This is a genomic window from Pantoea sp. NSTU24, assembly GCF_050157905.1.
Lineage (GTDB): Bacteria > Pseudomonadota > Gammaproteobacteria > Enterobacterales > Enterobacteriaceae > Pantoea.
Window position 1 is genome coordinate 2,808,528 of record NZ_JBKIWZ010000001.1, and the last position, 13,830, is coordinate 2,822,357.

General features: G+C 56.8%; 12 protein-coding genes. 5 read left to right on the plus strand and 7 right to left on the minus strand.

Translation table 11 applies throughout. The annotated features are described in order from the left end of the window. Window positions 1–331 precede the first annotated feature (331 nt). The 4 genes from argR (at window position 332) to yhcN (ACLHDD_RS13375) (ending at window position 2,246) form a co-directional block, all read left to right on the plus strand. Window positions 332–802 (plus strand): transcriptional regulator ArgR, encoded by a 471-nt coding sequence (argR, locus tag ACLHDD_RS13360; RefSeq protein ID WP_009087485.1) that lies wholly within the window; start codon window positions 332–334, stop codon window positions 800–802. A 467-nt stretch (window positions 803–1,269) separates the two neighbouring features. Next, window positions 1,270–1,533 carry a peroxide/acid stress response protein YhcN gene (gene yhcN, locus ACLHDD_RS13365; protein ID WP_111139663.1) on the plus strand — a complete coding sequence of 88 codons (264 nt, stop codon included), beginning with the start codon at window positions 1,270–1,272 and terminating at the stop codon, window positions 1,531–1,533. Between the two features lie 93 nt (window positions 1,534–1,626). After that, window positions 1,627–1,890 (plus strand): YdgH/BhsA/McbA-like domain containing protein, encoded by a 264-nt coding sequence (locus tag ACLHDD_RS13370; protein WP_427104498.1) that lies wholly within the window; start codon window positions 1,627–1,629, stop codon window positions 1,888–1,890. Window positions 1,891–1,982: 92 nt separating this feature from the next. Continuing rightward, entirely contained in the window at window positions 1,983–2,246 is a 264-nt protein-coding gene (gene yhcN / locus ACLHDD_RS13375; protein WP_427104499.1) for a peroxide/acid stress response protein YhcN, read from the plus strand. 53 nt (window positions 2,247–2,299) lie between these two features. Here the strand turns inward: yhcN (ACLHDD_RS13375) and ACLHDD_RS13380 are convergent, their stop codons facing one another. The 5 genes from ACLHDD_RS13380 to aaeX form a co-directional block, all read right to left on the minus strand. Then, window positions 2,300–2,569, minus strand: coding sequence for a barstar family protein (locus ACLHDD_RS13380; protein WP_427104500.1), 270 nt, complete (start codon window positions 2,567–2,569; stop codon window positions 2,300–2,302). A gap of 55 nt (window positions 2,570–2,624) precedes the next feature. Next, window positions 2,625–4,076: an NAD-dependent succinate-semialdehyde dehydrogenase gene (locus tag ACLHDD_RS13385; protein WP_427104501.1), complete on the minus strand. Its 1,452-nt coding sequence runs from the start codon at window positions 4,074–4,076 to the stop codon at window positions 2,625–2,627. A 113-nt stretch (window positions 4,077–4,189) separates the two neighbouring features. After that, window positions 4,190–6,142 (minus strand): p-hydroxybenzoic acid efflux pump subunit AaeB, encoded by a 1,953-nt coding sequence (gene aaeB / locus ACLHDD_RS13390; RefSeq protein WP_427104502.1) that lies wholly within the window; start codon window positions 6,140–6,142, stop codon window positions 4,190–4,192. 9 nt (window positions 6,143–6,151) lie between these two features. Next, window positions 6,152–7,084, minus strand: coding sequence for a p-hydroxybenzoic acid efflux pump subunit AaeA (aaeA, locus tag ACLHDD_RS13395; RefSeq protein WP_427104503.1), 933 nt, complete (start codon window positions 7,082–7,084; stop codon window positions 6,152–6,154). A 7-nt stretch (window positions 7,085–7,091) separates the two neighbouring features. After that, the gene (gene aaeX / locus ACLHDD_RS13400) at window positions 7,092–7,295 is read right to left on the minus strand and encodes a p-hydroxybenzoic acid efflux pump operon protein AaeX (protein ID WP_003855277.1); all 204 of its coding nucleotides are present in this window, start codon (window positions 7,293–7,295) and stop codon (window positions 7,092–7,094) included. 233 nt (window positions 7,296–7,528) lie between these two features. Between aaeX and aaeR the strand changes: the two genes are divergently transcribed. After that, window positions 7,529–8,446, plus strand: coding sequence for an HTH-type transcriptional activator AaeR (gene aaeR / locus ACLHDD_RS13405; protein ID WP_427104504.1), 918 nt, complete (start codon window positions 7,529–7,531; stop codon window positions 8,444–8,446). Window positions 8,447–8,479: 33 nt separating this feature from the next. Here the strand turns inward: aaeR and tldD are convergent, their stop codons facing one another. Both tldD and yhdP read right to left on the minus strand, forming a co-directional pair. Next, window positions 8,480–9,925, minus strand: coding sequence for a metalloprotease TldD (gene tldD / locus ACLHDD_RS13410; protein WP_427104505.1), 1,446 nt, complete (start codon window positions 9,923–9,925; stop codon window positions 8,480–8,482). Window positions 9,926–9,989: 64 nt separating this feature from the next. Then, window positions 9,990–13,817 (minus strand): AsmA2 domain-containing protein YhdP, encoded by a 3,828-nt coding sequence (yhdP, locus tag ACLHDD_RS13415; protein WP_427104506.1) that lies wholly within the window; start codon window positions 13,815–13,817, stop codon window positions 9,990–9,992. Window positions 13,818–13,830 lie beyond the last annotated feature (13 nt).

The following is a 13,830-nucleotide window of genomic DNA, read 5'->3' on the forward strand; positions in this document are numbered from 1 at the left end:
ATTCTACGTGCTTTTGCACTTAATCTCCGGATTCAAAAGTTACTTATCATGACGCCTGAATGACCGACAACTTTGCCGTCGTCAGACAGAGAACGGCTGCGTGCATTTTCCGTTACTACACCACCAATAATATAACAACTTTGCAACCTTCGCTTTTTGCGGCTGTGACGGGGGTTTTGGTCTGAGCGAATTTATTTGCTATTATCGCCGCCCGCCAGCCGCCTGACCTTTGCTTACCCATTGAACGATTGCATAAAAATTCATTTAAATGCATAATCACCACTCTGCCGCGGGCGGGTGCGCGGTTATTTTCTCTCTACACTGGTAACCTATGCGAAACCCATCGAAACAAGACGATCTGATTAAGGCTTTCAAAGCCTTATTAAAAGAAGAAAAATTCAGTTCCCAGGGCGAAATTGTTCAGGCGCTGCAGGATGAAGGCTTTGAAAATATCAATCAGTCCAAAGTCTCTCGCATGCTGACTAAGTTTGGTGCCGTGCGTACGCGCAATGCTAAAATGGAGATGGTTTATTGCCTGCCGGCAGAACTGGGCGTACCAACCACCACCAGCCCACTGAAAAACCTGGTACTGGATATCGATTACAACGATGCGCTGGTGGTGATCCATACCAGCCCGGGCGCCGCACAGCTGATAGCCCGCCTGCTGGATTCACTGGGTAAATCAGAAGGGATTCTGGGAACCATTGCCGGTGATGATACAATTTTCATTACCCGTGCGCGCGACTTCACCGTTAAGCAACTGCACAGCGCCATTCTCAACCTGTTTGAGCAGGAGCTTTGAGGGCAGACTGACGGCTTCCGGTACAGACCGGGCCGTCAGCGTCTTTCGCCTGACAATGGCTCTTCAGATAACCGCCCGTCCGCGCGCAGGCGTCCACATCAGCCATTGTGCCGCTAAGCGATAATCGTCCTCTTCTTCACTTTCTGCGCTATTTTACGCTGCTCTACATCATTAATACGGCGCCATCGCCCGGATCCAGATCAAACCCCAGCCTGAAACTCCACTGCATTTCGCACTAAAAGTTAAAGTGATTTATATCACTGTTTTTGCAATTAAAAGCAGCATAAAGGCTATTTTTTAAACGTTTTTTATAACGTTGAGTTATTAAAAGTAGCCATAACGATAAAGTATCACAAGAAAACATTATTAGCGGGGTATTAATTTCTCTCGTTATTAGTTCTATACTTCTTTTCGTGATCCAAATCACACAAACCAGAAAGATAAAAACAGAAGACGAGGAAATATCTATGAACGTTAAAACTACTATCGCCACCCTGAGCATCCTTTCTGCGCTTTCATTTGGTGCTGTAGCAGCAGAATCTATTGATGCTGCTCAGGCGCAGAATCTTCAGCCCGCAGGCACCATCAGCGTCAGCGGCGTCGCGGGTTCACCGATGGATATCCGTCAGCAGCTGAGTGACAAAGCCGATCAGCAGGGCGCAAAAGCCTATCGTGTGATCGAGGCTTATAACAACGGCAACTATCACGCCACCGCCGCGCTTTATAACTAAAACGCAGCCTGGTTTAGCCTGCCGCTCTCTGTCAGATGCGCACAGCCGCACCGGAGAGCAGAGACAGAAACAGATATTGCAGGAGAGTGAATCATGAAAATGAAATTAGCTATCGCCACCCTTGGCCTTTCCCTGATTTCAATGGGTGCTGGCGCTGCCAGCCTGGTGACCAATCAGGAAGCTCAGGGGTTGCAGTCGATGAACCAGACCATCAGCATCAGCGGCCGCAATGGCGACCAGACGCACGTACGTCAGGTGCTGTCAGAGAAAGCGGATGCCCAGGGTGCTGGCCACTATCGCATCATCGAAAACAACCAGGATAACACCTGGCATATCACCGCTGAACTCTATAAATAACCGACTATGATGACGCCAGAACGGCGTTAAAAATATCGACGACCCGCCTTTACGATTAACCGCAGGTTGTTGACCCTATTGAGGAGATGAACATGAATATCAAAACAACCATCGCGACAGTCAGCCTGCTTTCCGTTATGGCGTTCGGCGCTTCTGCCGCTCAGCTGGTAACCGGCGACCAGACACAAAGTCTGCAGCCTGCGGGAACTGTAACCATCAGTGGTACGGCGGGTGCGCCAATGGATTACCGTGCTGAGCTTTCTCAGAAAGCCGATGCGCAGGGTGCCAGCGCCTATAAAGTTATCGAGGCACGCACTGGTGATAACTACCACATCACCGCTCAGCTTTATAAGTAATTCCTCGTCAGACAGATGACGAACCCTTTGGCCCCGCTCTCCGGGGCCTTTTTTTATCTGACGTTAAAGTAAAGCTGCCCTTCCAGCTCTTCTTCCGCTTCATCGAACAACAAAATCAGCGCGCCATAACGCCGTCGTTGCCCTCTGCCCAGATTGACAAATTCAATCTCCAGCGGCATGGGTAACAGATCGCCTGTCACCACATCCCATAATCCATCCAGATCGCAGATGCGGCGCTCTTCCAGCGCAAATCGCTCGCTGAACTGCCGGAAAAAATGGGCCTGATCGACAATTTCATTAAAATCAAAACGCTCGATTTTCATGCTGACCGCTCCCATGCTCCGTCTGCGGGCGGCCTCAGCCGCCCGTTCCTCTCCGTTAGCTCAAACCGCCCAGGTGCAGCGCTTTGACCTCCAGATACTCTTCCATCCCCAGCACCGACCCTTCACGGCCCAGTCCCGACTCTTTCACGCCGCCAAAGGGCGCCAGTTCGGTCGAAACGGCACATTCGTTAATGCCGATCATGCCACTCTCCAGCGCCGCTGAAACGCGGAACACCCGCTGCAGATTCTGGGTGTAGAAGTAGGCGGCCAGACCAAACGGCGTGGCGTTAGCGCGGCGGATGACATCCTTTTCATCATCAAAGCGGAAACAGGCCGCCACCGGGCCAAACGTCTCCTCCTGCGCAAGCTGCATCTCTTCGTGGGCTTCGGCAATCACCGTGGGTTGCCAGAAATTGCCGCCCAGCGCGTGCCGTCCGCCCCCCGCCAGTAATTTGCCACCTTTTGCAACGGCGTCTTTGACGTGCTGCTCCACCTTTTCCACCGCCGAGGCTTCGATCAGGGGACCAACAATCACGCCCTCATCCATGCCGTTGCCGACCTTCAGCTTGTTCACTTCAGCCGCAAGTTGCTGCGTGAAACGATCATAGACCGCATTGTGAATGTAAAAGCGGTTCACGCTGACGCACACCTGGCCTGCGTTACGAAATTTGTTGGCGATCGCGCCCTTTACGGCGGCATCAATGTCAGCATCCTCAAACACGATATAGGGTGCATTGCCGCCCAGCTCCATCGACACTTTTTTCATGGTTTCAGCGGCATTGCGCATCAGCAGTTTGCCAACCTGCGTCGAACCGGTGAACGAGATTTTGCGCACCTCGCTGCTGGCCATGATCGCGTCGCTGATGGCATGGGTGTCACCGGCTACTGCATTCAGTACTCCATCAGGTACACCCGCCTGTTTCGCCAGCGCCAGCAGCGCAAAAGCGGAGAGCGGCGTGTTATTGGCGGGCTTAATGATGCCGGTGCAGCCTGCAGCCAGGGCTGGCCCCAGTTTGCGGGTCAGCATCGCCATCGGGAAGTTCCACGGCGTAATGGCTGCCACCACGCCAATCGGTTCGCGGGTAGCCAGAATACGGGAGCCTGGTTTGGCGGGCGGAATGATCTCACCGTTAGCCCGTTTCGCCTGCTCGGCAAACCACTGAATAAAGCTGGCGGCATATTCAACTTCCCCTTCCGCCTCTTTCACCGGTTTGCCCTGCTCCGTGGTCATCAGCTCACCCAGCCAGCGCTTGTTTTCAATAATCAGCTGGTACCAGCGCATGAGAATCTCTGAGCGCGCTTTTGCAGTGAGCGCCCGCCAGGCGGGAAAAGCGCGCTTAGCGGCGGCAATAGCCTGTTCCGTTTCTGCTTTGCCTGCTTTTGCCACCTGCGCAATCACTTCGCCAGTCGCCGGATTAGTGACATCGAAGGTGGAGGCCGCCTGATGCCACTGGCCATCAGCTAAATAGCCGGTCCGGAACAGCTCGCTCTCTTGCAGTGATTTCATTGATATGCTCCTGTCAGTTTTACGCTTCCGTATGAAGAGTATAGTTGGCAAACGCGACAGGTTTTATGACGGACGGGGATTGGGCAGGCCGCTGCCGGTGGCAGCGGCCGGATTCAGATCTGGATGAGGGTGTTCTGGTATTTATCGAGCATGAGCGCCAGCCGTTTGACCGGCTCCGTAACGCTTTCAGGCGCCTCGTAATGGGCCAGTTTTTCCTGATAGACCTCCAGCTCTTTTAGCAGCCGTGTAAAGTAGTAACGACGCTTGTCATCGCTGCTGGCGGAGATGACCCGATCTGCGGTGTAGCGCAGTTGCCGGTGATATGCCGAAAGATCAGCATTGACCGGCACTTCCGCGTCCCGCAACCGCTGATGACCGATGATCAGCGTCAGGGCGATACGGTATTTGTTGATATCACCGGGAAACAGGTTCAGCAGCAGAAACAGTTGCTGATAGAGCGCCGGTAAATGGTTTTCACGCCGGCGCGCCTGATTAGTGGTCATCGCCGACACCGCCGCGTACATAAAGCGGTTCAGCAGTTTGCGGCCCGTGCGCGCTTTCGATTTATCGCGGATCAGCAGGATCACCATCATCGCCACGAAGCAGCCGATGACCTGGCCAAGCACGTTATCGAGAAAGACGTTGATGTGGAACTGCATGGGATTATCGAGTACCAGTACGTTGAGCGTACCAATCAGTGCCCCCAGCGTGCCGAGCTGACGCCGCTGAATAAAGATTCCGCCAATAAAACCCAGCAGCCCGATGGCAATGCAGAGCAACAGCGCGCTCTGCTGCGTGGCGGGCAGAACATACATAAAGTAGAGCGCCCCCAGCGGAACCGCCACTGTCATGCCGTAGAGGAAGTCTTTCGCCATCATCAGCGGATTTGGCATACGCATCGCCAGCGCGGTGATCACCGCCAGCATGACCATGCAGCCGCTGCCGGAGGTCCAGCCGGTGTAGAGCCAGAACAGCGAACCCAGCGCGGTCGCCACGAAAGTGCGGACTCCGTTGATCATCGCGTGGTGCGTTTCAGCAGAACGCGCCTGAATCACCACCTCGCGCTGCAAAATCTCCTCCTCCAGCGACGTGATCCGGCTGTTACTTCGGATGCCTTTCAGCAGCAGCAGATATTCCGTTGCGGCACCCACCCAGCTGCTCAGCGTCACCGGGGCCGTTTTATCTCTGGCCCGCATCACCCGCCGCATCACCTTCATCCGCTTGTGCACCTCCTCCACCGTTGTAGCGGGCTTCTCAACCATCAAACGATACTGAGGCGGGATGTAGTCAGGGCGAGAGTTCTGGATCAGAAAGGTTTCGGCTGCCTGAGTAATCAGGGTCAGCGACAGGGTATTCAGCATCTGCAGCCGACGGTGACTGTTCTTCCAGCGTGACGACTCCATCATCAGCTGGCTGCGCATGCTGTTAAGGGCGGTGGTGCGCCGGACCAGCGCGCTCCAGGCTTTATCGACCTCCTCTTTGTCACCGTGCGCTACGCAGAGCTGCAGCAGCTGATAGTGCGCCACCAGCAGCGAATCGACCTCCGCATCGATCACTTTTTTGATCGAACGGGGCGAGAAGATCATATCGGCCAGGATGGCGCACAGGATGCCGAGCACAATCTCACTGCAGCGCTCGACCGCATACTGTGGCACCAGCGTCAGCCCGCCGCTGGCGTTCGCCGTCACGACGATAATGAGCGCGGTGTAGCCCGCGAGACCCAGCGCGTATGAGTTTTCAACTTTGATCAGCGAGGAGAGCCAGACGCAGAGTCCTGCCCAGATGCAGCACAGCAGCAGCATCACGACCGGCGCACGGACAGTGGCGATCATAATAGTCAGCGCGGCGATACAGCCGATAAAGGTCCCGATAATACGCAAAACACCGCGGTAGCGTAGCGCCCCTGAATAGGGGTCGCCACCGGCAGCGAAGGCGGTGCCGCCCGCCACAATCCCGGCGGTCATCACCGCCCAGCGTGGCGTTTCGAGGTTAAGGTGGAAACCCACCATCAGCGCTAAAACCAGCGCGAAGGTGAGCTTTACCGGGAACCGCAGGAACTCGATCATATCGCCCTCTTAACCAAACTCACGCAGGCGATTCAGCAGACGGACCAGCGGGGAAACCTGTTCGGGCTGGCGGTCACCCGGCCCGGTGATCACCACCGTCGCCGTGGTGCCTGCCGGGAAGCGGTTGCCGGGCTGCTGATCCAGCCGGATGCGTACCGGCACACGCTGTGCCAGACGGACCCACTCCAGGTTGGAGTCCACCGTCGCCATCCCTTTGCTGTCAACCGAGCTGCTGCTGTTGGTGACGCCGGCAGCCACGCTGTCGACGGTGCCGCGCAGTACGACGTTGCTGCCGAGCGGGGTCACCTCGGCGCGGAAGCCCTTCTCCACGCCGTGGAGTTTAGTTTCTTCCAGATAAGCGAGCACATAGAAGGAGTGCTGCTGAACCAGCGCCACCGCCACGGAACCCCGGGTGATGAACTCGCCCTGATAGACATTCAGGTTGGTGACCCAGCCATCGGACGGGGCTTTGATGGTGGTGCGCTCCAGATCGATCTCCGCCAGATCGCGAGTCGCCATCGACTTCGCCAGCTGATGTTCGCTGGTTTGCAGATCGTTATTGGATTGTTCAATCGCTTCGCGCGACATTGCGGAGGTACCAAGCTGATTACGACGTCCGGCTTCGCGACGTTTCTCGCTGACCAGAGCCTGGTAATATTCAACATCCGCCTGAGCCTGTGCCAGCGCCTTCTGATAGCGCGGCCGATCCACCACAAACAGCGTATCGCCCTTCTTCACCAGCTGGTTATCGTGCACCGGAACATCGGTGATCAGGCCGGTGACATCAGGCGAGATCGCCACTACGTCAGCTGCAAAACGTGCATCACGCGTCCAGGGGGATTCGGTATAGAAGACCCAGGCACGAAAGATGATAACCACTGCGATGATGACCAGCAGGAGCGTAATCGCGTAACGCGCGATTTTTCTTATGAGTGCTTTCACTTAAACCTCAGACTAATAAACGGGAGACAAGGTAAAACACACAGCAGTAAAGCGCTGTATTAAAAAGTGCCGGATGCCAGACAAGATCGTAGATGCCGCTCGGCGTCAGCACGCGTTTCACTAACCAGAACAGCATAAGTGAAATAATAAGTTCGATGAAAACGGGCGGGAAAGAGAGCCCAAACATGACAAATACCGGAAGCACACTCATCAGAAATCCTTAGTTCGACCTTGCCGGGAGACGCCTTTGCCTTCTGCAGATGCCACAGGAAACCCCTCTGCCAGCGCTATCTGAACCGCAGCTGGCTTAATAATAGCGTATCATCGAGGGGTATCAGGCAATGAAGAATCACCGGAAAATACCCCGGCCCGCTTATAATAACGTGCATTACTAACCATTTTCTACAGAATGTGATCTAAATCACTTTTAAGCCAGAGTAAATAATGGAACGACTGAAAGGTATGTCCGTTTTTGCCCGGGTGGTCGAACTGGGTTCGTTCACCGCCGCGGCGCGTCAGCTTCATCTGAGTGTCTCCTCAATCAGCCAGATCGTCGCCAGACTGGAGGATGCCCTGCAGGTCAAGCTGCTGAATCGCAGTACCCGCAGTATCGGGCTGACTGAGGCGGGCAAAATCTACTATCAGGGCTGCCGCCGGATGCTGGCGGAAGCGACACAGGTGCATGAACAGCTCTATGCGTTTAACAATACACCGATTGGTGTACTGCGAATTGGCAGCTCCTCGACCATGGCGCAAAACGTGTTAGCCGGCATGACCAGCGAGATGCTGCGGGAGTATCCGGGGCTGAGCGTGAACCTGGTGACCGGCGTGCCGGCACCGGATCTGATTGCCGACGGTCTGGATCTGGTGATTCGCGTCGGCGCGCTGAAGGATTCCAGCCTCTTTTCACGCCGTCTTGGCGCGATGCCAATGGTGGTCTGCGCCGCCAAAAGCTATCTGGCGCAACACGGTACGCCGGAGAAACCGGGTGACATCGACAATTTTTCCTGGCTGGAATATAGCGTGCGGCCCGACAACAACTTCGAGCTGATTGCACCGGAAGGATTAGTGACCCGTCTGGCACCACAGGGGCGCTTTGTCACCAACGATTCGCTGACGCTGCTGCGCTGGCTGAAGTCGGGTAATGGCATCGCCTATGTCCCGATGATGTGGGTTATCGATGAGATCACCGCAGGTAAGATTGATATTCTGTTTCCGCAGTATCAGTCCGATCCGCGTCCGGTTTATGCGCTTTACACCGAGAAAGATAAGTTACCGCTGAAGGTGCAGGTCTGTATCGATTATCTGACTGGCTATTTTGAGCAGGTGGCTGAACAGTATCAGCAGCACCGTAAAAGCTGACAACCCGCCGGGCGGCGGGTTGTCAAGGTCACATCAGGCGGTGCCGCCGATGGTCAGTTTATCCAGTTTCAGGGTCGGCTGACCAACGCCGACCGGCAGGCTCTGCCCCTCTTTGCCGCAGACGCCGACGCCTTTGTCCAGCGCCAGATCATTACCCACCATCGAGATCTGCTGCATCGCTTCGATACCGGAGCCAATCAGCGTGGCGCCCTTAACCGGTTTGGTGATTTTGCCGTTCTCGATCAGATAGGCCTCAGAAGTTGAGAAGACAAATTTACCGGAAGTGATATCGACCTGGCCGCCGCCAAAATTCGGCGCATAGATGCCATAATCCACGCTTTCGATAATATCCTGCGGTGAGGATTTACCCGCCAGCATATAAGTGTTGGTCATACGCGGCATCGGCAGGTGCGCATAAGATTCCCGACGGCCGTTACCGGTCGGGCTCACGCCCATCAGTCGCGCATTCAGCTTATCCTGCATGTAGCCTTTCAGCACACCATTCTCGATCAGCATATTGTACTGACCCGGCACACCTTCATCATCGACTGCCAGCGATCCGCGCAGGCCTTCCAGGGTGCCATCATCAACCACTGTACAAAGCTCGGACGCGACCTGCTGACCGATTTTACCGCTGAAAACGGAGGTACCACGACGGTTGAAGTCGCCTTCCAGGCCGTGACCGACCGCTTCATGCAGCAGGACGCCAGGCCAGCCGGCCCCCAGCACCACTGGCAGGGCACCGGCTGGCGCGGCGACCGCAGAGAGATTGACCAGCGCCATGCGTACCGCTTCCCGCGCCCAGGCGTCAGCGCGGACTTCACCGTTTTCATCCGCCAGGAAAAACGCATAGCCGGTTCGGGCGCCACCGCCGCTTGCGCCGCGCTCACGCTTACCCTGATCTTCTACCTGAACGCTGACAGAAAGGCGTACCAGTGGTCGCACATCGGCGGCCAGCGTGCCGTCGGTCGCCGCCACCAGCACCTGCTCGTAGACGCCGGTCAGGCTGGCATTCACCTCCTGCACGCGCGGGTCTTCGGCACGGGCCACTTTATCAACGCGATGCAGCAGGGCAATTTTCTCTTCCCGCGTCAGGCTGCTCAGCGGGTCGACCGCCGGGTAAAGCGAGCGGTTCATCACGGCTGAGAGCGTGTGAGCTTTGCCATTGCCCTGTTCCCGCACGATGCTGCGTGCCGCATCAGACGAGAGACGCAGCGCATTCAGCGTAATCTGGTCCGCATAGGCGAAGCCGGTTTTCTCACCGCTGACCGCGCGCACGCCCACACCCTGATCGATATGGTATGAGCCATCTTTAATGATTTTATCTTCCAGCACCCAGGATTCGTGAAAGCTGGACTGAAAATAGAGATCGGCATAATCCAGACGACGTTCTGAAAGCTGCCCTAACAGGGAAAATAGGTCCTGCTGATTAATGCCGTTTGCAGTCAGTAACTGCTCACTTACCAGGTTCAGAGTCATCGTTTCTCACTCATTATGTGCTCAGATAATCATAGCCTGCGGTAATTCCGGTACGGCGTCAAATTCACTTGTTATCCGTTTCACGCGGTTTCCGCAGCACTTCGTTAATTTCTGGTTTATCCAGCGGGCCGCTGATGTGATAACGCAGCAGAGAGATCTTATTCCACAGTGGCCCCAGTACTTTACTGGCCGCAAAGACGGCCGCACCAATCACCGGGTTAATAGCAAACGCCGTTGCCACGCCGACCGAGGCGGATATCTCAGGTGCGACAACCGCTTGCATATCTATCTGGCGCTTCACCAGGTCGAGTTTACCCTGCATTGCGATATCGGCTTCCAGTCCATCCACCAGCAGATTGTCGGTGCGCATGACGCCGTTTTCGATCCATGCCGTACCGTTGATGGAATCAAAGTAGAAGGCGTTGGTGAAGGTGTCGCTGAAGTCAAAACGCAGCTTGCGTAACAGCGCATCAAAGCTCACCAGACGCAGGATTTTCCCCGCCGTGCCGGTGTTCACATCCGCAATCTGACCTTTGCCGAAGTGGGTCTTCAGGGTGCCGCTCAGGGTCTCTGCGGCAGGCTGCCACGGCGCTGATTTCCAGTGTAAATCATAGGCGATGTTAAAAGGCGCATCGCGCAGTGGTGTATTCATGCCAAACCAGTTGGTCGCGTTATTGATATTCGGCCCTTTCAGCGTGCCTTTCAGTGAGGTGCGCTGATCGCCCGGACGATTGACCCACTCGCCGTCGATTTTCAGCTGTGAACTGCCGGTATCCACCTTGCCGTTAGTAAGCACTAACGTATCTCCGCGTGGCTGAAGCATCGCGGAGACCTGGCCATATTTCTGGCCGAGTACCCAGCACTCTTTGCAGAAGAGCTGCAGAGCAGGCCACTGACTGAAGTTGATCTGCGTGGCCTGCTGAGAAGACCCTGTGCCGCCTTCGTGCTTCCCGTTCTCCCACTGCGGATTGTAATAAAGATAATCCAGGCTGACCTGCCAGGGTGACGCAGGGGCCATGGTCAGTCTGCCGCGCAGCTCTTTCGCATTAACGCTAACCTGACTCCTGCCGCCCGCACGCTGTGCCAGCGTCGCATCGACATCATGCCATTGCTGTCCGCCCAGGGTGACCGCCGGGCTGCGCAGGGTGACGTTGCCAGGCAGCGTGACGCCGCCGGTCTGGAAATCACCGTTGCCCGACTGCCGTCCGCCAGCGGAATCTCCGGCGGCCAGCATCGCCACCCAGGCTTCGCCATTCAGCGCGGGCAGATTCAGCACCATCCCCGTGTGTTCAGGCAGTGCCGGGGTTTTGTGTGCATCATTCAGCCAGATGCCGCGATCCACCCGCAGCGTCGGCTCCAGCAGCCAGCGGCTGTTAAAACGCTGGCTGCCATTGATGCTGCCGCTGAGATCGAAATGGTGCAGGTCGCCACTGGCCTGAATGGCCACAGGCATCGACTCACCCGCCTGTTTTTCCAGTGGCGCAGGTAAGCGACTGCTTACTTCTTTTGCATTTCCGTTCAGCGCGACGTCATACCGCGCGCCGCCCTGATGCGGTAACGTGATACCGACTTTACCCTGCCACGGCAGATGTCCGCCCAGCTGTCTGCTGACGGCGGCCGGGATCTCGCGGATTTTAGCGGGTTGCCAGTCGCCCTGAAGGCTGACGTCGACGCCGAAGTCATCCGGGTTCTCCTGGGTGCTGAAACGTACGCCCATCGGCTGCCCAAACCACGTCGCGCGCAAATCGTCGCTGACCAGATTGCCGTTGTCATAGCGGAAGCGGCCGGAGAGATGGTCAATTGTGGTTTTTAAGGGTTTGATAAACAGCGCGTTATCTTTCAGGTCGACGTTGCCCCGGGCATGCACCTGCCTGCCATCCAGCGGGATATCCAGGTTCAGATGACCGCCGACCCGCCCGCTGATTTGCAGCTGCTCCAGCGCGGCACCCAGAGAGGGTTTCAGCGGGGTCTGCTGGAAGTAACCGGCGACCTGCGGACCCTGCCCGCTGATATCGCCATCGATAATCAGCTTCTCTTTAAGATAGTCCGGGATCACCGCACTGACGTTGCGCGCCTCCACCTCGCCCAGCCTGGCCACCGGCGCGTTCATCCACAGGCCATCATTCAGGAAGTTGAGATCGATATCGAGATGACTGATCGCGGGCCATTTCGGCTGAAACGCGTAGGTCGCCTGGCGCAGCGGCACCCAGACCTGGAACATGCCGTCATTGTGCTTAAACGGGAACAGCGCCGGATTCCCGGCAAACAGCAGCGTGGCGTTATCAACTTTACCGCCTTTTACGGCCCCGCTCAGATAGTGCGTCAGGCCGTTGCCCATTAGCGGAACCGGGAAGTAGCGCCAGGCATCACCCGCATCCGTCACCCGTATACCGGCCAGAATATCCAGACGGGGCTCGCCCCCGCTATTCTGCTGGTAACGGAAATCACCGCGCGCGTGGAGTGAACGCGCCTGCAGATCCAGATTTTCGCCCGCCAGCGTCAGCCCATGCTCATCACGCAGCCAGCGCAGCGCACCGGTTACCCCTTTAATCTCCAGCGGGGCCTGAAACATGTCGCCATAGGGAACGGTCGCCGCGCCCATATCGACGCTGACCTGCCCATTAGTCAGACTGCCGCGCGCCTCGCCGTTGAGGTGGCTGATGCCCGGCAGCAGCTTCCAGTGCTGCCAGCTGAAATCATGCCACTTCACCTGCATGCGGGTTTGTTCAGGCTGCTGCAGCGGGATATCCAGCGCCAGACCCTCGACGGTGCCCTGCGGCTGCAGCGCCTGCCAGTTCTCAAACAGTGCCGGAGAGAGCGGCGCGAACAGCGGAACGATCGGCGCAATGTGTTTCAGCACCAGCTGCGTGGCGCGCACGCGGACTTCCGCCTGACTCGCGGTGCCCAGCAGCTGCTTGTCTTCAGGACGCCATAACAGCGAAAAGTGGCCTGCGGGCCAGGGCTGGTTGTCGGTACTGAGGCGGGTCTGCGGCACATTAACCACCCAGCCATTCTGGAAGCGGGACAGATGCGCGGTGAGTCCGTCAACCGTTATCTGATGCTGGCCGGTTTCGCCCTGCCAGCTGGCGCCGCCCTGACGTAACAGCAGATCGCCCGCGTAGATGTCGCCATCGCGCAGGTTCACCCAGGCCGCCAGGCTGAACCGGGCACTGTCCAGACGGGTATTATCACGCATCCAGCGGCCCAGCCACGGCCGCATATCCACGTCGTCGGCCTGCATCCAGATCCGGCCATCGTTCAGCAGACCATTACTGTCATTGAGGTCGAGCCGCACCTGAACCACGCCATGCTGGCCGGTAAAGCTCGACAGGCTGACTTCGCCCTCGGCCCGGTGGCGATTATCTTCGTTGAGCCAGGTCAGCCGGGGGATTGCCAGCTCAGCGTGCTGACCGGAGGGGGTCCGGAAACGGATGGTGCTGTCACGCAGATCAAAGTGGTCAAACTGACGCAGGAAGAGTTCGTTGATCTGCGCCGGACGGAAACTGTTTTTCTCTTTGTCGTTATCCAACAGTGGACGATTGCTGTCGAGATGGAGCTGCCAGAAGGTGAGATCGCGGAACTGCCAGCGCCAGTGCAGCAGAGATTGCCAGACGTCGAGTGCGAGATTGATGCGCCTGATGGAAAGTCTGCCCGTGTCGTGCAGATCGACACGGAGATCGCGCACCTGCAGGGTCGGGCCGAAACTTTCCCATTTGCCCTGAAGCTGGCTGGCATCGACCGGCACCCCGCTGCGGTCTGAGATGAATTGCAGAAGGTTGCTGCGATAGCTGTCGAGATGCGGCATGACCAGACGCATTCCGCTGACCAGCAGCGCAACAATCACAATGATTGTCGCGACCAGCAGTAACAAAATCCTCGGCAACTGCCTCACTCACGCCTCTCCT

Excerpts from the sequence above, each read along its gene's own strand:
- argR (WP_009087485.1), top strand. The coding sequence starts at position 332 with ATGCGAAACCCATCGAAACAAGACGATCTGATTAAGGCTTTCAAAGCC.
- yhcN (WP_111139663.1), top strand. The coding sequence starts at position 1,270 with ATGAACGTTAAAACTACTATCGCCACCCTGAGCATCCTTTCTGCGCTT.
- ACLHDD_RS13370 (WP_427104498.1), top strand. The coding sequence starts at position 1,627 with ATGAAAATGAAATTAGCTATCGCCACCCTTGGCCTTTCCCTGATTTCA.
- yhcN (WP_427104499.1), top strand. The coding sequence starts at position 1,983 with ATGAATATCAAAACAACCATCGCGACAGTCAGCCTGCTTTCCGTTATG.
- ACLHDD_RS13380 (WP_427104500.1), bottom strand. The coding sequence starts at position 2,569 with ATGAAAATCGAGCGTTTTGATTTTAATGAAATTGTCGATCAGGCCCAT.
- ACLHDD_RS13385 (WP_427104501.1), bottom strand. The coding sequence starts at position 4,076 with ATGAAATCACTGCAAGAGAGCGAGCTGTTCCGGACCGGCTATTTAGCT.
- aaeB (WP_427104502.1), bottom strand. The coding sequence starts at position 6,142 with ATGATCGAGTTCCTGCGGTTCCCGGTAAAGCTCACCTTCGCGCTGGTT.
- aaeX (WP_003855277.1), bottom strand. The coding sequence starts at position 7,295 with ATGAGTGTGCTTCCGGTATTTGTCATGTTTGGGCTCTCTTTCCCGCCC.
- aaeR (WP_427104504.1), top strand. The coding sequence starts at position 7,529 with ATGGAACGACTGAAAGGTATGTCCGTTTTTGCCCGGGTGGTCGAACTG.
- tldD (WP_427104505.1), bottom strand. The coding sequence starts at position 9,925 with ATGACTCTGAACCTGGTAAGTGAGCAGTTACTGACTGCAAACGGCATT.